General features: G+C 64.9%; 18 protein-coding genes and 2 pseudogenes. 8 read left to right on the top strand and 12 right to left on the bottom strand.

Annotated features, from left to right (window positions below; all coding sequences use genetic code 11):
* Nucleotides 1–25: 25 nt before the first annotated feature.
* Genes ACNH6H_RS20325 through ACNH6H_RS20340 form a run of 4 tightly spaced genes read left to right on the top strand, consistent with a single transcriptional unit; the run spans nt 26 to nt 5,908 of the window.
* A complete protein-coding gene (locus ACNH6H_RS20325; RefSeq protein WP_418320113.1) occupies nt 26–2,407 on the top strand; it encodes a S8 family peptidase in 2,382 nt (793 codons plus the stop codon).
* Nucleotides 2,404–3,528, top strand: a complete 1,125-nt coding sequence (locus ACNH6H_RS20330; RefSeq protein ID WP_418320114.1) for a caspase family protein — start codon at nt 2,404–2,406, stop codon at nt 3,526–3,528. Before ACNH6H_RS20325 ends, ACNH6H_RS20330 begins: the two co-directional genes overlap by 4 nt.
* Complete coding sequence (locus tag ACNH6H_RS20335) at nt 3,525–4,841, top strand: hypothetical protein (protein ID WP_418320115.1); 1,317 nt, start codon at nt 3,525–3,527, stop codon at nt 4,839–4,841. The genes ACNH6H_RS20330 and ACNH6H_RS20335 overlap by 4 nt, the downstream gene beginning before the upstream one ends.
* Nucleotides 4,842–4,849: 8 nt before the next feature.
* Nucleotides 4,850–5,908, top strand: coding sequence for a ComEC/Rec2 family competence protein (locus ACNH6H_RS20340; RefSeq protein WP_418320116.1), 1,059 nt, complete (start codon nt 4,850–4,852; stop codon nt 5,906–5,908).
* A 376-nt stretch (nt 5,909–6,284) separates the two neighbouring features.
* Here ACNH6H_RS20340 and ACNH6H_RS20345 read toward each other — a convergent pair whose 3' ends face one another.
* The 6 genes from ACNH6H_RS20345 to ACNH6H_RS20370 are packed head-to-tail and all read right to left on the bottom strand — an operon-like array spanning nt 6,285 to nt 12,480.
* Complete coding sequence (locus ACNH6H_RS20345; protein ID WP_418320117.1) at nt 6,285–7,541, bottom strand: CaiB/BaiF CoA transferase family protein; 1,257 nt, start codon at nt 7,539–7,541, stop codon at nt 6,285–6,287.
* Between the two features lie 48 nt (nt 7,542–7,589).
* The gene (locus ACNH6H_RS20350; RefSeq protein WP_418320118.1) at nt 7,590–8,594 is read right to left on the bottom strand and encodes an NAD(P)H-dependent flavin oxidoreductase; all 1,005 of its coding nucleotides are present in this window, start codon (nt 8,592–8,594) and stop codon (nt 7,590–7,592) included.
* Between the two features lie 30 nt (nt 8,595–8,624).
* Entirely contained in the window at nt 8,625–9,407 is a 783-nt protein-coding gene (locus ACNH6H_RS20355) for an SDR family oxidoreductase (protein ID WP_418320119.1), read from the bottom strand.
* Nucleotides 9,404–10,648 carry an acyl-CoA dehydrogenase family protein gene (locus ACNH6H_RS20360; RefSeq protein ID WP_418320120.1) on the bottom strand — a complete coding sequence of 415 codons (1,245 nt, stop codon included), beginning with the start codon at nt 10,646–10,648 and terminating at the stop codon, nt 9,404–9,406. The genes ACNH6H_RS20355 and ACNH6H_RS20360 overlap by 4 nt, the downstream gene beginning before the upstream one ends.
* Nucleotides 10,645–11,697: a phosphotransferase family protein gene (locus tag ACNH6H_RS20365; protein ID WP_418320121.1), complete on the bottom strand. Its 1,053-nt coding sequence runs from the start codon at nt 11,695–11,697 to the stop codon at nt 10,645–10,647. Before ACNH6H_RS20365 ends, ACNH6H_RS20360 begins: the two co-directional genes overlap by 4 nt.
* 12 nt (nt 11,698–11,709) lie before the next feature.
* The gene (locus tag ACNH6H_RS20370) at nt 11,710–12,480 is read right to left on the bottom strand and encodes an SDR family oxidoreductase (RefSeq protein WP_418321424.1); all 771 of its coding nucleotides are present in this window, start codon (nt 12,478–12,480) and stop codon (nt 11,710–11,712) included.
* 233 nt (nt 12,481–12,713) lie between these two features.
* Between ACNH6H_RS20370 and ACNH6H_RS20375 the strand changes: the two genes are divergently transcribed.
* The 4 genes from ACNH6H_RS20375 to ACNH6H_RS20390 are packed head-to-tail and all read left to right on the top strand — an operon-like array spanning nt 12,714 to nt 16,039.
* Entirely contained in the window at nt 12,714–13,703 is a 990-nt protein-coding gene (locus tag ACNH6H_RS20375; protein ID WP_418320122.1) for a Bug family tripartite tricarboxylate transporter substrate binding protein, read from the top strand.
* 13 nt (nt 13,704–13,716) lie between these two features.
* Complete coding sequence (locus ACNH6H_RS20380) at nt 13,717–14,481, top strand: crotonase/enoyl-CoA hydratase family protein (RefSeq protein WP_418321426.1); 765 nt, start codon at nt 13,717–13,719, stop codon at nt 14,479–14,481.
* A 57-nt stretch (nt 14,482–14,538) separates the two neighbouring features.
* Nucleotides 14,539–15,267 carry an IclR family transcriptional regulator gene (locus ACNH6H_RS20385; protein WP_418321428.1) on the top strand — a complete coding sequence of 243 codons (729 nt, stop codon included), beginning with the start codon at nt 14,539–14,541 and terminating at the stop codon, nt 15,265–15,267.
* Nucleotides 15,260–16,039, top strand: coding sequence for an IclR family transcriptional regulator (locus ACNH6H_RS20390; protein WP_418320123.1), 780 nt, complete (start codon nt 15,260–15,262; stop codon nt 16,037–16,039). The genes ACNH6H_RS20385 and ACNH6H_RS20390 overlap by 8 nt, the downstream gene beginning before the upstream one ends.
* Nucleotides 16,040–16,078: 39 nt before the next feature.
* Here ACNH6H_RS20390 and ACNH6H_RS20395 read toward each other — a convergent pair.
* From ACNH6H_RS20395 to ACNH6H_RS20420, 6 genes and pseudogenes are all read right to left on the bottom strand, one after another.
* A pseudogene (locus tag ACNH6H_RS20395) lies at nt 16,079–16,420 on the bottom strand (MaoC family dehydratase); the annotation flags it as partial.
* A 75-nt stretch (nt 16,421–16,495) separates the two neighbouring features.
* Nucleotides 16,496–17,824 (bottom strand): sulfatase, encoded by a 1,329-nt coding sequence (locus ACNH6H_RS20400; RefSeq protein WP_418321430.1) that lies wholly within the window; start codon nt 17,822–17,824, stop codon nt 16,496–16,498.
* Between the two features lie 22 nt (nt 17,825–17,846).
* A complete protein-coding gene (locus tag ACNH6H_RS20405; RefSeq protein WP_418320124.1) occupies nt 17,847–18,647 on the bottom strand; it encodes an aldolase/citrate lyase family protein in 801 nt (266 codons plus the stop codon).
* The gene (locus ACNH6H_RS20410) at nt 18,647–20,773 is read right to left on the bottom strand and encodes an acetate--CoA ligase family protein (protein WP_418320125.1); all 2,127 of its coding nucleotides are present in this window, start codon (nt 20,771–20,773) and stop codon (nt 18,647–18,649) included. Before ACNH6H_RS20410 ends, ACNH6H_RS20405 begins: the two co-directional genes overlap by 1 nt.
* A 5-nt stretch (nt 20,774–20,778) precedes the next feature.
* Nucleotides 20,779–21,930 carry an acyl-CoA dehydrogenase family protein gene (locus ACNH6H_RS20415; RefSeq protein ID WP_418320126.1) on the bottom strand — a complete coding sequence of 384 codons (1,152 nt, stop codon included), beginning with the start codon at nt 21,928–21,930 and terminating at the stop codon, nt 20,779–20,781.
* Nucleotides 21,931–21,942: 12 nt separating this feature from the next.
* Nucleotides 21,943–22,754, bottom strand: a pseudogene (locus ACNH6H_RS20420) (aldehyde dehydrogenase family protein).
* Nucleotides 22,755–22,775 lie beyond the last annotated feature (21 nt).

Consider the following 22,775-nt stretch of genomic DNA (forward strand, 5'->3'; position numbering starts at 1 on the left):
TATGGCTCACAACCCCGTCCAGGTCGTGCTCAACACCGAGCAGTACATGAAGGCTCCTGATACGGGCGGGGGCGGGTCGGCGCGCGATTTCTACAAAGGTAACGACGCAGACTTCGCCAGGCATCGCGAGAAGCTGCTGAGCGAACTGGAGGGCGTGCGCGCCCAGCTCATTCCATCTAGCGCTCCGGTCGGGTTCGTTCGTGTGAAGCTGCAGGCGGCCGCTCTTGCGAAGACGCATCGCCCGATGGATGCCATCTTTAAGGCGTCCAATTTCCCGCTCGTCGGGACCGGCGGGCTGGGGGAGCTGTACTTCGAGGTCACCGCAGAAACGTTGCCAAAGGCCGAGGCCGTGATCCGGGGCGCCGAAAAGACCGTCACGAAGCGCAACAAGAAGAATGAGCTGGTGCCAAGCGCCGCCCGCTCGGAGGTCGGAGCGATCGAGTCGGTCTCTGTTCCTTCGGCAAAGGACAAACGTCGTTTCTCGGTTGATGACGCGCTGTCGTACTTCACCGGTCGACCAGCGGGGCGTTACCTGGCCGTGGAACTCTTCGTCCACGAGGGCTCGCTGCCGCACGGCAGCGATGACAGATCGCAGATCCGAGGCGCGCTGCGGATCTTCAGGCGCAAGCTCGCCTCAGTGTCCGACGATCTCGAAGTGTGGAGGTCAGGCGAAGAATGGAAGAGCCTGCATCTCACGGTCGTCAAGTTCCCCGCCGAGCTTCCTTCCGTAAATAAGCTCAAGCAGACCTTGGTCTCGGTCGTCGATTTCCTCGACAGGTCGCCGCTCGTTCGTCGGTACTCGCTTGGCCCCGTGCTGATGCAGGCCGCTACGGCACCAACAGTCCCACGCAGACGACTTGCTACCACCCCGTTTCCCGCCCCTGAAGAAGGAATCGAGTATCCGGTAGTGGGCATCGTCGACGGTGGCGTATCTCGTGCAGGTCCGGTGGCTGCATGGAGCGCAGGATCCACCAACTTCATGCGCCAGGCAGACGCCGAGCGCGAACATGGAACTCTAATCGCGGGATTGCTGGCCAACGGCCACAACTTCAATCCGAGCCAACCCTGTGAGGCGTATCAATGCAAGTTCTATGACTACGACCTGCACTGCAATGACGAGCAGAAGTTCAGGGCCAACTTCGACAACGGCTTCGTCGACATGATGCGGCAGCTGGACGCACAGCTGGCGACCAAGCCCAAGCGCATGCGCGTCATCAATTTGAGCCTCAACCCGGACGAGCTTGCCAGGGTTGACGGCTACAGCTGGGCTGCCGCCATCCTCGACGAGCTCTCTGACAAGCACGATGTGATCTTCGTGGTCTCCGCGGGCAACCTCGAGCCGACTAGGGTGCGGGATCGTTGGCCTGCCGAAGCCACGCCGGCGCTCCAACAGATCGCTTCGTATCCGCACTTCGGCGAGGATCGTGTCCGAATTCCTGGGGACACGGCCCGCAACTTCACTGTCGGCGCCTTCGAGCTGTTTGAAGAGAACAGGACACGGCCTGCGCTTTACACCCGCCGCGGGCCCGCGACTTCCGCCGGGATCAAGCCCGACTTCGCCCACATCGGTGGTTGCACGTCGAGCAGGAGGCCCCTTGTTTCTGCCGACATCAGGGGCGGTAGCCGCACGTGCCAGGGCACCAGTTTCGCAGCTCCCATGGTGGCGAAGACGCTCGCTGTTCTTGACCACCAGCTCTCCGGTACCAAGCCACGAGAACTACTCACTGGTCTGATGTACCACTTCGCTCAGATGCCTGCGCTTCTGAACGACAAGCTGCTGCGAGATGTTGCCAAGGACTTCGCCGGCTTCGGTCTGCCTGCGAGCGTGAGCACGATGCTGACGACCGATGATCACGCGATCACATTGGTGTTCACCGATACGCTGAAGGCTGGACTTGAACTGTCCTTCGACTTCACGTGGCCCGATGCTCTCTTCGACCTGAACACCGACACCCGGCGCGGAGATGTTGCGTTGACCATCGCATACACACCGCCCCTGGACAGTCAGCATCAGGCCGAGTTCGCTCGCGTCAACCTGGACGCCTACCTGCGCCAGGAAACGATCGACGCGGAGGGCGAGATCACCTACAAGGGGCGGTTGAAGTCAGAGCACTCTGGGAATCTGGAGCGCGACCTTATCACCCATGGAGCCAAGTGGTGGCCGGTGAAGCACTACCGTAAGAGCTTCAAGAAGATTGGGGGAACGGCGAACTGGCGCCTTGTGGTCGACGCGGTTGCGCGTGCAGGGACGGGCTACCCTGCTGATGGGGTCAAGTTCGCGGTCATCCTCACCATCTCCGACCCGAAGAAGCAGGAGCAAGTCTTCGCCAGCACTCGCCGCGGCCTCGTGAACAGCGGTGTTCAGCTGCGCGATGTGCGCACGACCACGAGGGTCCGCGCACGATGACAACGTTTCACCTGGACGACTCCGAGGGACCTGGCACCCACGTCTTCATTGTCGGCGTCGGCGACTACTTCCATCTGAAGGATGGCGCCAAGAAGCTGACCAGGCAGCCCATGGGCATGGGGCAGCTCTCGTCTCCCCCGCTTTCCGCACTAAAGCTTCTCGAATGGTTCGATAGGGAGCTCAACAATCCTAAGGCACCGCTGAAGTCCATCGAGGTCTTAATTTCGCAACGCCAGGCCGCCAGTTACACGGACATGGCGAACGCGACGGCCGAGATCGAAGGCGCAACGCTGGACAACTTCATCTCGAGCGCCGAGGCCTGGTTCGCGCGCGCCAATTCCGACCCGGACAACGTCGCCATCTTCTACTTCTGCGGCCATGGTCTGAACGACGGCCTAAACACGCAGCTGCTGCTATCGGACTACGGACGTGATGATCGGGCGATGCGCCATGCGATCAACCTGTCGGGCTTCCGGCTCTCCATGGGGTCCTGCCTTGCCAAGAAGCAATTGTTTCTGATCGACGCCTGCAGGATCATCGATCCAACTCTCATTCTCGACCCAAACCAGCTTGGTGATCCGGGCCTTCGTCCAGGCAACATCACGAAGATGAACGCCACGAGCCCCGTAATCTACGCGGCCAGAACCGGGGAGCAAGCGTTCGGCCCAATCGATGGCGTGAGCTACTTCGCCGAAGCGCTTCTTCAGGGTCTAAGCAAGTGCGGGGTTCACCACTGGAAGGGAGCCAGTTGGGTGGTGACGCCGCTTCACCTTCAGCTTGCGCTCGCCGGTCTCCTCGATGACCTGAGCGGCAAGCCTGCCTGCCCCGTTGACGGGCTCGTCGGCACCGGATTCGAGGTTCATCATCTCAAGGCGGCTCCTGAGGTGGCCGTCCTGGTCACCCTGAACCCGTCTGCATCGCATGAAGAAGCTTTGATCCGTGCAACCTGTTCTGGTGTCCCGCATACGCGGACGAATCAGGAGCATCCCTGGCGCACGTTCCTGCCGATCGGTCCTTGCGATGTCGACGCGATCTTCCCTGCGGCAGCGAAGTTCACTGCTGCGCCCCGGTCCCTTCAACTTCATCCTCCATGGCAGGAAATCGAGCTGGAGGTCACATGAACCCCGTCATCGCGTTCGAGTCGGTCGCAGATGCTGCCTATCCCATCGCTCGCGAGCTGGTATGCACCATCTGGCAGCTCGATGGAGCCAGCGAGCGGTCCGAATCGGAGGTTCCGGTCGTTGATCGCCAGCCCGTTCTTGTTGGAAGCGCGCTTGCCTCGCCAGGGGATGCAGAGATTGCGCTTCCTGCCTCGGGCAACTACCTCGTTGACGTCGTGTTGCCCAACGGTCGTCGAAGCCGTCGGACGCTGTCGCTCGCTGACGGTGAGCGGTATCGCTACGTCCTTCGAGAGAGTCGCTACGGCCAGGCAAGCCCATCCGTTGCCCCGACGACGCTGCTGACACGAACCAAGCGCGTTGTCGCTTCTGCGTTCAGGGCCTTCAGCGGCCATGCAGAGCTTGAGGTCAGCCTGGTTACAACCGACGCCAGCCGAGAGCACGGCGGTCTGGGCTCGCTGCGCACCTTCTTCGAGGTGCTGGAAGGCGACTCGGACAGGGCCAGGGTCATCGAGCGGGAGTCGTCACTCGGGTTGAGCTATGCCTTCGAACTTGATGCCGCGATCAACCCTGACGATGCTGATCCGCATAACCCGCTTTATCGCAGATCATGGCTCGTCGTCTCCGGCTCCGGCAGGGACGCCACCGTCGTGCCGTTCCCGAACGGATGGAGATCGGCCGCCGGAAGCCAGAGCTGCTTCCTCGTAACTGCACGGCGCAAGGCCACAACCGGAGACGAGTCAACGAAGTGGTCCGTCAGTCTCCAACTGCGTGATGCCTCGCATGGCTCGCTGTTGGGGTACCTGACGCGTCGCGACATCCAAGCCAGCAATGCTGTGTCAGGCAGCAGCAGGTCGCAGGCCATGAGCGCGTTGTACGACAAACAGGTAAACCCTTTTGCCGCTTCTGCGGGTGCGTACCTGCTGGCCATGTCAGAGGAAGATCTCGACCACGAGCAGAAGGGGTGGCTCGAGAACCTGACGCAACGGTTTCCTTGGCTACCTGACGGTGCAATCGCTCAGGGCTACCAGCTCATGCGGCAATCGGAGAAGGGGACCGAGAAGTTCGACCTCGCGCGTGAGCTTTTGGTCCGCACGTCCGTCGAGCGCGGGCTGCCGTTCTTCAGTGTCGGCCTGTCGTTGCTGACCGAGGGTCTCAACTTCCTGGCGTTGGTCTATCGGGACGACCCGACGATTCAGCAGAGTCTTGCCAGCGCAATCGCAGCGCAGACAGCGTGCGCACGTGACGAGGTCTTCTCCACCTTGCAGACCTCTCGTTTCAAACGGCTGCCCGAGGGTCCAGGCGGCCTCACTTAAGGACTCACATGTTCAAGCTTTCTGTGCTTCCGGCAAGCTATGGGGATTGCCTCTGGATTGAGTATGGCCAAGAGGACGCCCCAAGGGTGATACTTATCGATGCCGGACCTTCGGTCCCCGAATCGCTGATCCGTCGGCTCGAGAAGCTTCGAGATCGCGGCGGCCGCATCGAGTTGATGGTCGTAACTCATGTCGATGCCGACCATATTGCCGGCGCCCTCAAGCTGCTCAAGAAGGACTTCTACGGCGTCGAGGTCGCAGACCTGTGGTTCAACGGCTTCCGCCACCTGCCCGGCATTCAAGCGTTTGGAGAGAAGCAGGGCGAGCAGCTGACCGAGCTGATCGTCGAGAAGGGCTACCCATGGAATAAGCGCTTCGGAAACGGCTCGATCATGGTCAACGACGAGGAAGGCCAGTATCCGTCAGTCGAACTCGAAGGGGGAGCTCGAATCACCCTTCTATCGCCCGATCCAGAGCAGCTGACCAAGCTCAAGAAAAGGTGGATCGATGTCTGCGGTGAGGCCGGGCTCTACCGCGACATCATTCCCGTACCTGAAGCCGAGCAGGTGCAGGGGCAGGAGGCTTTCGGCGACGTTGTTCTTATCGATGTGGACGAGCTCGCGAGCACCTCGTTCAGCGAAGACAATGCTGTCGCCAACGGCAGCAGCATCGCGTTCGAGCTGAGCTTCGAGGGCAGATCCATCCTCTGCGCCGCCGATGCTTTCCCTTCACGACTGATGAAATCTCTTCACGCACTTCGTCCCGGGCAGAGTTTCACATTCGACGCAGTGAAGCTTCCTCACCATGGCAGCCAGAACAACGTGTCGGCCGAGTTTGTCTCTGCCATTGACTGCCCTCGCTTCATCTTCAGCTCTAACGGGGCGAAGTTCAAGCATCCTTCGAAGCCTGCGGTTGCCCGAGTGATTCAGCAGGGCCAGAACCCCGAGCTGATCTTCAACTACCGCTCGGAGTTCAACGAGATGTGGGGTGCCCCGCCGCTCCCAATCCCGTACCCTTTCACAGTGACCTACGGGGAGGGAGATGGCTCAACCATCGATTTGGCATGAATGGTAATTTATGAGCCCGTGTATCGACACCCTCTCCGGGCTCACTGAATTACACCACTCCACGGGACGCGATCCATCCAACCGCTGTGGCATCACCCGAGCGACAGCTTTCGCGAGGAGCGTTTGTCCACTTTGGGTCGACCCGAGCCTGTCGCGCCAACAAGGACCGGTCGTTCACGGTGCGGGGCCCCGCAGTAACGTCGCGAGGGTCAGCTGCCCCCGCATTGCTGACGCTCATGGCGGCGCCGGCCGCAAAACTGAATGTCGGATCGATCGTGCTCACCGTGAGTCCGCCCTAGGACGGCCACCGGCTCCTTACGCTGCTTCGCTGACACCGCGCGTCGTCGGCAATGTGACTTCGTTCGATGGCCCGCCGCTAGTCGGTGCCCGTTGCGCACTCCACCAGACCTGCCTCCCTACTGCAGGCCGCTCCGCACGCCTGAAGCCGTTCGATTTCGTGAGGTTCGAGACCGGCTTCGCGCAACACCTCGACCGTGTGCTCACCCAGACCCGGGGCACGTTCGACATCGGAAGCCGCGCCTGTTTCCCGTTCGAACCTGAAGGGCAACGCCGGCATGAGAAAGCGCGTGCCTGTGGCGTCCTCCACTGGCTTGAAAACGCCGCAGGCACGCACGTCTGCGCTGGCAAGAACCTGGGCGTAGTCGCGGACCACGCCCACCACCACCGAGTGTCGCTCGAGAAGCTCGCGTGCTTCTTCACCGCTCAAGTGGCCGAGCGCTTCGCGCGCGACGGCGATGATTTCGGCGCGGTGCGCTACCCGGCCACTGTTTTTGGAGAAGCGTGGGTCGTCGGCCAGTTCGGCCTTGCCGATCGCAGCGCAGAAGCGGCGCCAATGGGCATCGATGTAGGCCGAGATCACGATATGGCCGTCGCGCACTTCAATCAGATCGGCTGCCGGCGCCACTAGTGGCTGTGCATTGCCTGCTCGCTGCGGCTGATGGCCGGTGTACTGGTACTCGCCCCAGAGCTGAGCTTGCATCGCCACGCTTGCCGCGAGCAACGACGTCTCAATCGTCTCGCCATTTCCGGTTCGCAGCCGGTAGATATATGCCGCGAGCACGGCTTGGGCGGCGGCGTTGGCCGCGGAGACGTCGGCCACTGCAAATCCTGCCTTCAGCGGCACGCCGTTGCGCTCGCCAGTCACCGACATCATTCCGCTTTCGGCTTGAGCGGCGATGTCCAGGCCAGGCCTGCGGCTCGACGGGCCCTGTTCGCCAAAGCCGGATATCGAGACATGAATCAACGTCCGCTTCTCGCGACGAAGTGTCGCTGCGTCGAGACCCAGAGCCTCTGCCGTTCCGGGACGCAGGTTCTGCACCACCACATCGGCCTGCAGCGCCAGCTTGCGTGCCAGCGCCAGGCCCTCCGGCAGGCGCATGTCCAGCACCACCGATCGCTTGCCGCGGTTGTAGGCGGTAAACAAGCCGCTGCGCAGCTGGGTTGCTTCGCTGGCACCGAAGCGGCGGCCGTTGTCTCCGTTCGGGCTTTCGACCTTCACGACGTCGGCGCCGAGATCGGCGAGGATCTGCGTGGCGCCAGGCCCGGCAATGAACTGGCCGAACTCGATGACGCGCACGCCGGAAAGCGGTTTCGGAGGGGTTGATGGGGACATGGCCAACTCCTTGGCTTGCTGGTGGGTCAGCGGGGTCGTTCGCCGTCGTCACGCATACGACGCCGCCTCGGTTGGCGCGGGCACGGGGTGCATTGCCAAAGCCCGAGCCAGTGCGTGGCGGCACTCGGCCACCATGCGCCGGATCAGTTGATCGCAGCTCGGAAGGTCGTCGATCAGGCCCACGCATTGGCCGGCCCAGATCAGGCCGTCGTCGACGTCGCCGCTTTCCAGCGCCCGGCGTCCGCGGCTGCCGGAAACCCAGGGATGGAGATCCTCGAAGCTCGCGCCTTCCGGCCGTGACTCGAGTTCGCGAACCGCTGCGGACACCGCGTTGTGCCAGACCCGAGCCGTGTTGCGCAGGCCGCGGAAGATGAGTCGGGTGTCGCGTTCGCTTGCGCTCAGCAATGCCTGCTTGACACGGATATGCACCGGTGCCTCTTCGGTCAGCATGAAGCGCGTGCCCATGTTCACGCCCTCGGCGCCCAGCGCCAGCGCGGCGGCCATCGTACGGCCATCGGCGATGCCTCCGGACGCGATCACCGGTATCGTCAATCTTGCGCAGGCGCTCGGGATCAGAATCAGCGCCGGCACGTCGTCTTCACCGGGGTGGCCGGCACATTCGAAGCCGTCGATGCTGATCGCATCGACGCCGCGCCGCTCCGCCGAGAGCGCATGGCGGACCGAAGTGCACTTGTGCACTATGGTCAGGCCCCGTGTCCTGAAGAGTTCGGTTATTTCGGCAGGATGATTGCCAGCCGTCTCGACGATGCGCACATCGCTGTCGACGATGGCGCGAGCGTAATCGAGGTAGGGCGGTGGCGAACTGCTGGGCAGGATGGTCAGATTGACTGCAAAGGGCGCCGCCGTCATGCGCCGACAGCGGTCGATCTCGGCGCATAAGGCCTGGGCGGACGGTTGCGTCAACGCGGTGAGCGTGCCCAGTCCGCCAGCATTTGACACCGCTGCGGCGAGTTCAGCCCGACCGACCCACATCATGCCGCCCTGAATGATCGGGTAGCGGATACCGAGAAGTTGCGTGATACGTGTTTGCATGTCGTGCTGTCTCCGTGGTGGGGTGCAGGCTCAGCAGCAGGTGCGTCCACCATCGACGACGAGTGTGTGGCCGTGCACGAAGCTGGCGGCCTCGCTGGCCAGAAAAACGGCGGCGCCTTTCAGATCCTCGGCCCCGCCGAATCGGCCCAGCGGCACCGCCGCGCGCAACTGCGCTTCCCAGGCGCCGGAAAGCGAATTCATCTGCGACGGGAACGGGCCCGGTGCGATCGCATTGACATTGATGTTGAACCGGCCCCACTCGGTGGCCAGTGCGCGCGTCAGTGCGATCACCGCCGCCTTGCTGGTGTCATAGGCAACGGTCGAAGGTCGCTCCGGATGAGGCAGGATGCTGCGCATGCCTGCGATCGACGCGATGTTGATGATCTTGCCGTGCCGGCGCGGGATCATCAGCTCACGCGCGACCGCCTGCGTCAGGCGGAACAGTGCGTGCAAATTGAGGTCCATCACCTTGTCCCAGCCCTTGCGCGGCAGGCTTTCGGCAGCGCCGCCCCAGGCCGCACCGGCGTTGTTGACGAGCACGTCGATCCGGCCGGTCGCAGCACATGCCGCGCTCACCAGTTCGGGGACGAAGGCCTCTTCGGCCAGCGAGCCGGGAACGATCTCGGCATCGACGCCGCGCGAGGCGAGCATGGCCTTGGCCTGTGCCAGTTCGTCGGCGCCGCGCGCACTCAGCACCACCCGGGCACCCATCTCGCCGAACCCCTCGGCCATCTGGAGACCCAGACCGCGCGAACCGCCGGTGATCAGCACGGTCTGGCCGTCGAAGCGGAAGCGTTCGGCCAGCGTCGTCATGTCGCGGCTCCGGTTGCCACGGCGGCAGGCGCCGGTGCGCGGTGTTTGCGCAGTTCGATTCGCGCAATCGTTTCCCGGTGCACCTCATCGGGTCCGTCGACCAGACGCAAGCGGCGCGCCTTTGCGAAAGCTTCTGCCAGCGGGGTGTCCTCCGACAATCCGGACGCTCCGTGCAACTGGATTGCCCAGTCGATCACCTGTTGTGCGGCAGCGGGCGCGGTCACCTTGATCATCGCGATGTCCGCCAGCGCGGCCTTGTTGCCGACACGGTCCATGCGATACGCGGCGTGCAGCGTCAGCAGTCGGGCCTGGTCGATCAGGATGCGCGACTGCGCAATGCGCTCGCGGGTCACACCTTGCTCGGCAAGCGTGCGGCCGAAGGCGAAGCGTTGACTGGCGCGCCGGCACATCGATGCCAGCGCGCGTTCGGCCAGGCCGATCGTGCGCATGCAATGGTGGATGCGTCCTGGCCCGAGGCGGCCCTGGGCGATCTCGAAGCCACGCCCCTCGCCGAGCAGCATGTTGCTGGCCGGCACCCGCACCTCGTCATAGGCAACCTCGGCATGCCCGTTCGGCGCATCGTCGTAGCCGAAGACGCTCAGCGGGCGAATCACCCGGACCCCGGGCGTTTCCATCGGCACCAGGATCATGCTTTGCTGGCGATGCCGGTCGGCGTTGTCCGGATCGCTCTTGCCCATGAAGATGGCAAGCTTGCAGCGCGGATCGAGCGCGCCGGTTGACCACCATTTGCGGCCGTTGATGACATAGTGGTCACCATCGCGGACGATGCGCGATTCGATGTTGGTCGCGTCCGATGACGCGACCGCCGGTTCGGTCATCGCGAAACAGGACCGGATTTCTCCGTCCAGAAGAGGTTGCAGCCAGCGGGCCTTTTGTTCGTCGGTGCCGTAGCGCGCCAGCACCTCCATGTTGCCGGTGTCGGGAGCGGAACAGTTGAACACTTCGGACGCCCATTGGACCGCTCCCATGATCTCGGCCAGCGGCGCATATTCGAAATTGCTCAGGCCGGCGCCGTTCGGGGCGTCGGCCAGGAAGAGATTCCACAGCCCTGCGGCCCTGGCCTTCTTCTTCAGGCGCTCGATCAGCGGCAGCACCTTGAAGCGCTCACCCGTGCGCAACTCCTCCAGGTAGCATTCCTCGTTCGGGTAGACGAATTCGTCCATGAAAGTCTGCAAGCGGCGTTGCAGGTCCTGCACCTTGGGGCTGTACTCGAAACTCATGTCGCGTCCTGTTTGTCTGAAGTGGGTTGCAGCAGCGCCAGCGCTGCAGCGGCGATGTGGCACACGCGGGTGATGTCGAGTGCCTTGGCCGAACTGGCATTGCCTTGCAGCGCGCGCCGCACGACACCCTGGTTGATGGCGGCCTTGCGAAACAGTGCAAACGCCAGCACTGCCGGCCAGTCGTCGATGCTGGCCCGGCCGGTCCGTTCGCAATAACGCGCTCGATAACCGGATTCGCTTGGCACACCCGTGCCGGTGAGATCAACGTCGGCCATGCCCCAGTAGCGCTTCGGCAAGTGCCAGGCAAGGCAATGCGTGGCCAGGTCGGCGAGAGGATCGCCGAGCGTCGACAGTTCCCAGTCGATCAGCGCAACGATGCGCGGCTGCGTCGGGTGGAAGATCAGGTTGTCCAGCCGATAGTCGGCATGGACCAGCCGTGTCTCGCCGGTTGCGGGCAGGCGGGCTGGCAGGGCTTCGATCAGCCGCTCCATGTGCGGGATGTTCTCTGTCTGCGCAGCGCGGTATTGGCGCGTCCAGCGATCGAATTGCCTGGCGAAATAGTTGCCGGGCTTGCCGAAGTTGGCCAGCCCCAACGTCGCGGGATCGATGCGGTGCAGCGCGGCAATCACTTCCAGCACCTGTGCGTAGATGGCCTCGCGCTCGGCTGCGGTCATCCCGGGCAGCGACGGGTCCCAGAACACGCGGCCGGGAACGTAGGCCATCAGATAGAAGGGGGTGCCCAGCACCTGCGGGTCTTCGCACAACGCGAGCACTTCCGGCACCGGCACCGCGCTGCCACGCAACGCTCGCATGACGCGGAACTCGCGTTCCACCGCATGCGCCGAGGGCAGCAACGAGCCGGCGGGTTTCTTGCGCAGGACGTAGGTGTCGCTCCCCCAGATGAGGCGATAGGTCGGGTTCGACTGGCCGCCGCTGAACTGTTCAAGCGTCGGCATGCGCGTGTCGGCAGGGCCCAGTTCACGCAGCAGATAGTCGTGCAACGGCTCGAGTTCCAGAGTCGACCCGTCGGGTGTGGCGGTGGCGTGCATCGATGCGACCTCTCAGCACACCGTGATGCCGCCATCGACGGCAATCGTCTGGCCGGTGATGTGGCGAGACGCTTCGGATGCGAGCAGCACCGCAATGCCGCCGAGATCTTCGGGCGAGGCGACACGGCGCAGCGGCACCTGCTCGCGCAAATGATCCTCACCCCATGTCTCCAGCGTGTAGCGCGACATACGCGTCGGTATGAAACCCGGCGCCAGGCAGTTCACGGTGATGTTGTACGGGCCCCATTCACCGGCCAGCGAACGGGTGAACGCGACCAGCGCGCCCTTGGTCGTGCCGTATGCAATGCCAGTATTGTTCGGGTTGTGCTTCAGCCCGGCAAACGAGGAGATGTTGATGATCTTGCCGTAGCGCTGCGGGATCATGAACCGGCGCCCGACTTCCTGCGTGACCAGGAAAGTGCCGGTCAGATTCACGTCGACCAGTTTCTGCCATCCTTCTAGAGAATGCTCGACGGTCGGTGCGGTCCAGGCCGCTCCGGCGTTGTTGATCAGGATGTCGATCGGGTGGCCGCCTGCCACATCGGCCACCGCGCCGGCGATGGTGGCGGCCATGCGGATGTCGCAGTGCACGCCGGTGGCGGCAACGCCCTCCCGGTCGAGCGACGCACATGCCACCTGCATCTGTTCGGCGTCGCGGTCGAGGATCGCGATGCGGGCCCCCATCTCGCCGAGCGCGCGAGCCATCTCAAGTCCGAGGCCCCCCGAGGCGCCGGTGATCAGCGCCGTCCGGCCCTCCAGGTTCAATAGCTGTCGCACACTCATCGCGGTCTCCGGTTGCTGGGGTTGCGACAGATTCTTGGCGCCAGGCAAGCGACCGCTGCGCAGGTGACCGAAATGTGCGCAAAGTGCAGGTTTTTTCAGTAAATTCAGGTGCGCTGTGCCAATATTTGCGCATACCGGTCGAAACGGTGGTGATCGAGCATCTGCATGCGACGCTTCGTTTACCGGTCAGGCCTTCGCCCCGCCGGATCCACCGATTCAATCCGGAGACAAGCATGAATATCTCGATCTCGATCTCGATCAAGAAGGCGGGTGCTCTGCTGGCGCTCGCGCTGGCCGCGCATGGCGGCGCATGGGCGCAGGCCGACCGCATGCTGAAATTCGTCGTTCCTTTCCCCGCCGGCGGCGGCGGTGATCGCATCGCGCGAACGATGCAGCCGGCGCTCGAAGCCGAACTGCAGCAGACGGTGATCATCGAAAACAAGTCGGGAGCGGGCGGCTTCATCGGCACCGCGCACGTCGCGCGGGCGGCTCCGGACAGCAACACCGTGGTATTCGGGATCGGCTCGACCTTCGGTACTGCGCCTGCCTATTTCGAGCACCTGCCGTACGACGTGCGAGCAGATTTCACGCCCATCACGTTGATTGGCACTCAGCCGCTGATGCTGACGGTGCGCGCCGACCTGCCGGCGCGCAACCTGCAGGAGCTGATCAAGCTGGCGAAAAGCAAGCCGGGCGGCTTGACGTTTGCATCGCTCGGCGACGGTTCGGCGCACCGGCTGGCCGCCGAGTTGCTGCAGCTCGAGACGCAGACCAAGATGCTGCATGTGCCTTACAAGGGGACCGGCCCCGCTCTGATCGACATCGCGGGCGGCACAGTCGACATGATGTTCGTCGATTACAGCTCCTCGGCGCCGCTGGTGCAGGCGAAGAAGCTGCGCATTCTCGGTGCCGCGGGGCCGCAGCGCGTGCCCACGCTGCCTGACGTACCGACCTTGTCCGAGCAGGGCGTTCCGGTCGACGCGCTCGCATGGTTCGCGGTCTATGCGCCGAAAGGCCTGCCAGCGGCCGAGATGGCGCGGCTCAATCGTGCCTTCGTGAAGGCCATCCGCTCGGAAGAGTTCCAGAAGCGTTTTGCCGAACTCGGCGGCACCCCGGATGGTTCCTCGCCCGAGCAACTCAAGACGTTTGCCGAATCGCAGGTCGTCAAATGGGCGCAGGTGATGCAGCGTGCAGGCATCGCCCGTGACAAGACCAATTTCTGACGCGGAGCCGGCTGTGAACGAACCCGTGCAGAGCGAGAGGCGTGGCGCCGTCCTCGTGTTGACGATGAACCGTCCCGGCAAGCGCAATGCCGCCACCCATGAAATGGCACAGCTGATGGCGAGCGCGTTCGAATTGCTTGACTCGGACCCGGCGCTGCGCGTGGGCATCCTGACCGGAGGCAACGGCGATTTCTGCAGCGGCATGGATCTGCAGGCATTCCTGTCCGGCCAGACGCCGCGTGTGGCGGGCAAGGGCTTCGGCGGCCTGTCGGAGGCGCCTCCTGCCAAACCCCTGATCGCGGCCGTCGAGGGTTTTGCACTCGGCGGCGGTTTCGAGATGGCGCTCGCCTGCGACATGATCGTGGCAAGTCGCGCCGCGCAGTTCGGCCTGCCGGAAGTCAAGCGCGGACTGATCGCATCGGCCGGCGGACTGCTCCGCCTGCCGTACCAGATTCCCTACCGCATCGCCGCCGAGATCATCATGACCGGCGACATGGTCAGCGCGGAATTCCTGGAACGCCACGGTGTGGTCAACCAACTGGTGGAACCTGGCCAGGCGCTGACCGCTGCCCTTCGGCTGGCCGATCGGATCATTGCGAATGCGCCACTTGCGGTGTCGGCCAGCAAGCGCGTGATGCAGGAGTCCCGGGACTGGCCGCGGGCAGAGATGTTCGCCCGTCAGCAGCTGATCAAGGAGCCGATCGCCGCGTCGCAGGACGCGAAGGAGGGCGTGCGCTCGTTCATCGAGAAGCGTGCGCCGGCCTGGATCGGAAGCTGACACGCCGTTGGCGAGGAGGCGATCACGAAGACGCGGGACTTCCAGTTTGCCAGCTCGCTGGAACGCGGGCTGGCCCTGCTGCGCTGTTTCGACCCGTCGTCGCCGCTGCTGGGCAATGCGGACCTGGTTCGGCGGAGCGGCCTGTCGCGCTCGGCGGTTGCACGTTTGAGCTATACGCTGTGTGCGACCGGATTCCTGAAGCAGGATTTCGAGTCGCGCAAATACCGACTCGGCGCCACCGCCGTTGCCGTGGGATATCCGTTGCTCCTCAGTCTGGATGTCCGCCAGCGCGTGCGGCCGGCGATGCAGACGCTGGCCCGGAATGCACATGGCGCGGCCTTCTTGGCCATGCGGGACCGGCACCGCATGGTGCTGATCGAGTGCTGTCGCGCCGATGCGGGAGCCGGTGCAGGGCTCGACATCGGCTCCAGCCTGTCGATGGTCGGCAGCGCCGTTGGTCGTGCCTGGCTTGCCAATGCGCCGCGCCACGAACGCGACGCCGTTCTTCGTGTGATCAGGCGCACCGAATCCGAAGACTTCGAGCGCCATTGGGATGCCGCCAAGCATGAACGCCTGCGCATGCTGCGCGATGCCTATTGCGTCTCCGACGAACTGAGTGGCGGGGGACTGGTGTCGCTGGCAGCGGTGCTGGGTATGCGACGTGGCAACGACGCCGTTGTCATCGGGTGTGCAACGCCGTCGATCGCCGCAGGGAATGCCGAGATCGGCCGGCAACTGGCCGAACTGGCCCGGGGGGTGAGCAACGAATCGGACGACGATGTCTGAGCATAGCCATCAGCGCGACCCCCAGTTCGTCACGACGCTCGCCTACGGGCTCGACTTGCTTCTGTCGTTTCGCAGCGGCGAGCGGGCTCTGCGAATGCGCGACTTCATCGAGCGCACCGGCCTCGACCGGGCAACCATCGCCCGTCTGGTACATACGCTGTGCGAGCTTGGTTATCTGAGCCATACCCCGTATGGTCGGGAATACCGGCTCGGTACCCCGGTGCTTTCGCTGGGCCATCCCTTGCTCGCCAACCTGGAGATCAGGCAACTGGCAAGGCCGTACATGCAGGCGCTGGCCGATCGCCTGAACTGTTCGGTATCCCTCGGGATGCGAGACCGCCTGCACATGGTCAACGTCGAGACCTGCCGGCAAGTCGACAGCCTGACGCCGCATTCGGACATCGGCGTGCTGCTGCCGATGATGTCCAGCGCGATGGGTCGGGCGTGGCTGGCAGCCATTCCGGCGCGCGAGCGGCAGGCGGCATTGAACCAGCTTCGCGTTCGCGAACCGCAGGCCGTTGCAGACATGCGCTCGCGCGTGGACGAGGAAGTCCGCCACTTTCGTGAGCGTGGCTACTGCCGGAACCTGTGCGAATGGCAATCGAGCTTCTACGGCGTCGCCGTACCGTTGCGCAAACCCATCCAGGGCGAGATCCTGGTCTTCAACTGCGGGCTGCACGCCAGCATCGTGCATCCAGGGTTTATCGAGAAGGTGGCGGCTCCATCATTGATTGAGATGGTCCAGGAGGTTTCATCCGCAGTCTGGAATTGATAATTTGGGCAATAAACGAGGACGGGCATCGGGCAGATAGCGTTTGTCCCGTACGACTTCCTGCACGGTGATGTCGACGCGCACGGTGTCGCCGGGGGCGGACCGGCGCCTTGTATCGCAGGTTCTGCACCAGGTAGATCGTGCCGGGTCCCGGCAATTTGTTCGCGATCGCCGCCGAAATAACACTCGCCGTCAGCATGCCGTGCGCAATGCGGCCCATGAACGGCGAGCTTGCGGCGAATTCTCGTTGACATGCACCGCGTTGTTGTCGCCGGACACGCCGGCAAACAGCACGATGTCCGCCTCGGTGATGGTCTTCGCAAAGCTGGCCTGCATGCCGGCCTCGAGGTCCTCGATGTCGTAGCGCCTGCGTTCGTTCATGGTGCGCTCTTCGTGTGTGCCGATCTCGTGCCCGCCGAAGCGGTCGTGGCCTTCGGGTTCGTTCGTCGTCATGTCTCAAGCACTGGCGTGCGGCATTTCGCGGTGTGTGAAAAGCTTGTGGGCACGGGCCTCCTCGGGTATCGGCGGCAGCGTCGCGTCCCATTGCTCCCACGCGGAGCGCAACTCCTGCATGCGCGCGCTCTCTCGGTGCACGAGGTTGGCGCGCTCGCGTTCGTCGGCTTCGAGGTCGAACAGGAAGTCGATATCGTCGACGCGCAGGTATTTCCAGCGGCCGCGGATCAGGGCGCGCTGGCCTCGGTGCTTCATCCGCCAGCACAGATCGCCCGGACGTTGCCAGGCCGCATCACCGAACAGCGGCGCAAGGTCGACACCGTCCAATGGGTAGTTCGGATCCGGCGAAACGCCCGCTGCGGCCAGCATCGTCGCGGCCCAGTCCATCGTCAGGTTTGGGCAATGGCTGTCGGTGCCGGGCCCGATGCGCGCGGGCCAGCGTGCGATCAGCGGCACGCGGATGCCGCCTTCGAGCAGGTCCATCTTCTGGCCGACGAACGGCCAGTTGTTGGAGAAGCGCTCGCCGCCGTTGTCGCTCGTGAACACGACGAGCGTGTTGTCTGCCAATCCCCGGCGCTCGAGGGCATCCAGCACCCAGCCGATGCCTTCGTCCATGTGGTGGATCATGCGCTGGTAGGTCGCGATAGAGCCGCCGTCCAGATGCGGACCGTTGCTGCGGGTCTGCGCCGACTCGGCTTCGTCGTCGCGCGTCAGCCAGGGCCAGTGGGGCGCGCTGTAGTGCAGGCTCAGGAAGAAGGGCTTGGACCCGTCCTGGCGCTCGATGAAGTCGGCCGCGCTGCAGCTCAGCAGATCGGTCAGGTACCCGCGTTGCTCGATCGGCGTCTCGTCCGCCCAGAAGTCGGGGTCGCCGCGTGGATCGGTGTGCGCGAAGTAGTCGTTGCCTCCCGCGTGAAAGCCGTAGAACGACTGGTAGCCCGACTTCCTGGGCCCGAAATGCGGTGGATAACCGAGGTGCCACTTGCCGACGAGCGCCGTCGAAAAGCCTGCTGCGCCGAGCAGCGACGGCAGGGTTGGATGTTCGGGCGGCAGTCCCAGCACCTTGTCGCCGTGCGCCCGGGCCAGCGGTTCCTCCGCCGCGCCGCGCAGGCGGTATTGCCAGCGCCCAGTGATCAGCGCAAAGCGGGTCGGCGAGCAGACCGCCGAATTTGCATAACTACGCGTGAACCGGGCGCCTTGCGCCGCCATCCGGTCCAGGTTCGGCGACACATCGGCCGGCCGGTTGGCCGCGTCGCGGGCACCGAAACATCCGAGATCGGCATAGCCCAGGTCGTCGGCCAGGATGAAGATGAAGTTGGGTCGATTGCTTGACATGTCTTGCCTCCGTACCAGGGATTCAATACGACGCGGCCTGCGCGGCGGCTGCGCCCTGGCTTCTGAACGACTCGAGTTGCCGCTCGGCGCCGCGCGCGAGCGTGACCACGTCGACGCCGATCGCGGTGAACAAACAGCCGCGCTGCTCGAAGCGCCTCGCAAGTGCGGGATCGAGCGTGAGAATCCCGCAGGCCTTGCCGTTGGCCCGTGTGCGGTCGATGGCGTCCTCGATGGCCTGCAGCACTTGCGGATGGCTGGGCTGGCCCGGAAAGCCCAGATCCGTCGCCAGGTCGGCCGGCCCGATGAAGATGCCGTCGACACCGTCGACGGCGGCGATGGCGTCGAGGTTGTCCAGGCCGCGTCGCGTCTCGACCTGCACCAGCAGGCAAAGTTCGGCTTCGCAGGCCTGCGCATAGTTGCCGATTCGGCCGAAGCGTGTCGCGCGCACCGTTGCTCCGCCGACGCCGCGTTTGCCGCGCGGCGGATAGCGCATCGACTCGACCGCATGCGCCGCCTCTTCGGCCGTTTCGACGTAGGGCACGAGCAGCGTCTGCGCGCCGATGTCGAGGGCACGCTTGATCAGCATCCTGTCGTTGGCAGCCGGTCGCAGCACGGCTGACGCCGGATACGCGGCGATGGTCTGCAGCATCGCCAGCATCGATTCCGTATCGATTGGCGAGTGTTCGCCGTCGATCAGCAGCCAGTCGTAGCCGGCGCCGGCCGCCACCTCGGCGCTGTAGGCATTGCCCAGCGACAGCCAGTAGCCCGCCTGCGGCCTGCCTTCAGCCAGCGCGCGCTTGAACGCATTGGGTGGGAGCTGCATCACGCCTCCTGTCGCCTGGGCTTGACCAGTCCGTCCAGCGCACGAACGCCCTGGCCCTGGGGCAGAACGGTCAGGGGGTTGATGTCGAGTTCGCCTAGCGATGCCTCCAGGTCGACGGCCAGCGCGGACAGGCGCAGCAGCGCGTCGGTAGCGGCCTCGACGTCGCCCTTGGGCCGGCCGCGGGCGCCGTCGAGCAGCGCGAATCCGCGCAGGTCGGTCAGCATCTCGCGCGCCTCGCTGCGCGTGATCGGCGCGAGCCTGAAGTTCACGTCCTTCATCACCTCGGCGAAGATCCCGCCCAGGCCGACCATGATCGTCGGGCCGAACAGCGGGTCGTTGTTGACGCCGAGGATCAGTTCGGTGCCGCCGCTCACCATCTCCTGCACGACGACGCCCTCGAGCCGCGCCTGAGGGTCGTAGGCCTTCGCATTGGCCATGATCTTGGTGAACGCCGCGCGCACATCGGGAGTGCTGGGCAGCCCGATGCGCACCCCGCCGGCCTCGGTCTTGTGCGGAATGTCCGGCGACTGGATCTTCATCACGACCGGCAGGCCGATCGATTCGGCTGCCTGTGCAGCCGCATCGGCGTCCTGCGTCAGCGTCTCGCGCGTCACCGGGATGCCATATGCCGTCAGCAGTTGCTTGGACTCGTATTCGGTCAGGTCGGCCTCGCGGCCGCTCAGGGTCGTCGACCATTGCGGCGCGTGCAGCTTCAGCGGCGCCTCGTCGCTTACCCGGGCCTGGCGCTGGGTGGCGTCCGCGAACGACCAGAGCGCCGCGATGCCGCGGGCGCAGCGCACCGGCGACGCGTAGCGGGGGATGCCCGCGGCATCGAGGATCTCGTAGGCCTCGCGGTTGGTCTGCGCATCGGCATTCCAGGCGACGAAGATCGGCACGCCGGTCTCGTCGGCGACGCGGACCACCTCGTTAGCCAGGTCCACCGCCAGCTTGCCGCTCGCGGCGGCCAGCGCGAGCGCGATCATGTCGACGTTCGGATCCTTCGCCAGTCGCTCGAGCGTGACGCGCAGCAGGCTGCCGTCGTTGAACAGCCCGGCCGTCACGTCGAGCGGATTGGCCACCGCGGCGAACGAGGGCAGGGCTTCACGCAGCGCGGTCGCCGTGTCCTCCGCCAGCGGCGGCAGGACAACACCGCCGGCGGCGGCGCGGTCTGCCACCGCGATGCCGGCGCCACCGGAGATCGTGATCACGGCGAGTCGGTTGCCGCGCGGCATCCGCCCGGGCAACAACGCCTTCGCGCAGTCGGCGAGATCGCCGATGTCGTCGATCTCGATGATGCCGGCCTGCCGGAAGGCCGCACGGTACAGCGCCATCGCGCCGCCCAGGTTGGCGGTGTGCGATGCGGCCGCCTTGGCGCCCGCCTCCGAGGTTCCGACCTTCCACACCAGCATCGGCTTGCCGGCGGCCAGCGCGCGCCGGCCGACGCCGAGCAGCCGTCGTGCATCCTTGAATCCCTCGACGTAGCCGGCGATGACCCGGGTGCCCGGGTCGTCGATCATCGCGTCCATGAAGTCCAGCGAGGTCGTCACCGACTCGTTGCCGGTCGACACGTAGTGGCGGAAGCCCACGCCGTCGGCGCTGGCCAGCATCACGATCGAGTTGCCGAAGGCGCCGCTTTGCGAGGTCAGGCTCAGCCCGCCCCTCGGATAGGCGAGGCCGTACGGCGCGCCGAAGCCCACATGGATGCCGTCGCTGATGTTCATGTAGCCCTGGCAGTTGGGCCCGATCACCTCGATGCCGTGCTCGCGCGCGATCTCGGCCAGCCGGCGCTGCGCCTGGGCGCCCTCCGCTCCGGCCTCGGCGAATCCGGACGAGAGGATCACCGCGAATCGGCAGCCCTTGTTGCCGAGATCCGCCAGCGCGTCGGGCACGCGCTTGGCGGCCACTGCGATCACCCCCACGTCCGGCGCCTCGGGCAGCGAGGCCACGTCCGGATAACAGGTGAGACCTGCAACCTCGCTGTAGCGCGGGTTCACCGGCAGGATCCGGCCGGCATAGCCCTTGGACTGGAGGTGGGCGATCGGCTGGCCGCTGATCGAGCCGAGGTCCTGCGAGGCGCCGATGACCGCGACGCTGCGCGGATTGAAGAATTTTTCGAAGCGAGACATGTTGTTCAGGCCTGCGCGAGCGTCTGCTTCGCGATGTTGAGTTGATGGATCTGGCTCGTGCCCTCGTAGAGGCGGAACAGCCGCACGTCGCGGTACCAGCGCTCGATCGGCGCATAGTCGGCGACGTAGCCCGAGCCGCCGAACATCTGCACGCAGCGGTCGGCAACGCGCCCACACATCTCGGTTGCGAAGTATTTGCACATCGACGCCTCGAGCACCACTTCCTCGCCGCGGTCGCGCCTGCGCGCGGTCTCGAGGATCATCGAGCGCGCCGCGTAGATCTCGGTCTGGCAGTCGGCGATCAGTGCCTGCACGAGCTGGAAATTCGCGACCGGCTGGCCGAACTGCACCCGTTTGGTCGTGTGCGCGATCGCCATTTCGAGCATGCGCATCGCCGGTCCGGTAGACAGCGCCGCCAGGTGGATGCGTTGCTTGTTCAGCGTCTTCATCACCGTCTTGAAGCCGCGGCCTTCCTCACCGCCGATCACGTTGGTGGCCGGAACGATGCAGTTTTTGAAATAGACCTCGCCGACAGGTGAGCCGGCCTGGCCCATCTTGCGGTAGGGCGCACCGGTGCTCAGGCCCGGCATGCCGCGCTCGACGATGAAACCGCTGATGCCCTTGGCGCCTTTCGATTCCGGCTCTGTGCGCGCGGTGACGGTGAAAACATCGGCGATCGGCGCGTTGGTGATGAAGCACTTCATGCCGTCGAGCACGTAGTGGTCACCCTCGCGCCGCGCCGTCGTCTTGACGTTGGTGGCTTCGGACCCGGCATCCGGCTCGGTGACCGCGAGGCAGCCGGTCCACTCGCCGCTGGCCAGCCGCGGCAAGTACTTCGCCTTCTGCTCCTCGGTGCCGTCGGCGACGATGCCTTCGGAGCCGATGCCGGTGTTCGTGCCGACCCGCGCGCGGAACGCGACAGAACACTGCGAGATCTCGAACGCGCCGAGCACCAGCTCCTCGGTGGTCAGGCCCGCGCCGCCGTAGGCCTCGGGAATGCTCCATCCGAACAGGCCCAACTCTCGCATCTCCTGCACGAGTTCGGCCGGCACCTCGTCGCGCTCGGCGACCTGGTCCTCGGCGGGGATGGCGCGCTCGCGCACCCATTGCCGCATCTGGGTCAGCAAGGCCTGCAGCCGCTTTTCGTCTCGAATCATTTGCCAGCTCCTTCAAAGGGGGCGTGAATAGGCGGTCTTCACCGTGGTGAAGAACTCCTGCGCATAGCGGCCCTGCGCGCGCGGGCCGTGGCTCGATGCCTTGCTGCCGCCGAACGGGACGTGGTATTCGTAGCCGGCGGTCGGCAGGTTCACCATCACGAGGCCGGCCTGGCTGTGGCGCCGGAAGTGGCTCGCATATTTCTGCGAGCGGGTGCAGATCGACGAGGCGAGGTCGAACGGCGTGTCGTTGGCGACCTGCAGCGCCTCGTCGTAGTCGCGCACCCGGGTCACCGAGGCGACCGGGCCGAAAATCTCCTCGCTGTCGATGAACAGCGCCAATGCCATGTAGTGCCCGCGCTTCGGACGCTTCAGAAGCTCGCCTCCCTCGACCAGCCGTGCGCCCTCGGCCTTGTCGATCTCGAGGTAGCGATGGTTCTGCGCCATCTGGTCTTGACTCACCACCGGCCCGATCGTCGTGCCGGGGTCGAGCGCATGGCCGACCGCCGCGCCGCGCATGCGCTCGCGCAGCGCCTCGACGAAGCGCTCGTGGATGCGTCGGTGACGATCAGCCGTGACGACGCGGTGCAGCGCTGGCCCGTAAAAAAGAAGGCCGCATCGAGCGCCGCATCGGCGGCAACCTCGAGGTCGGCATCGTCGAGCACCACCATCGGGTTCTTGCCGCCCATCTCGAGCTGCACCTTCTTGCCGGACGACATCGCGGCGGAGCCGATCTGGCGTCCGACCGATACCGACCCGGTGAAGCTGATGCTGCCATCGGCGGCGCCAACCCATTCGCTGTCTATATAGTTGGTTGCAGGGGTCATCGAATCAATCGGGTCAGGGTT

Source organism: Pseudideonella sakaiensis (assembly GCF_048320135.1).
GTDB classification, from domain to species: Bacteria; Pseudomonadota; Gammaproteobacteria; order Burkholderiales; family Burkholderiaceae_C; genus Ideonella_A; species Ideonella_A sakaiensis_A.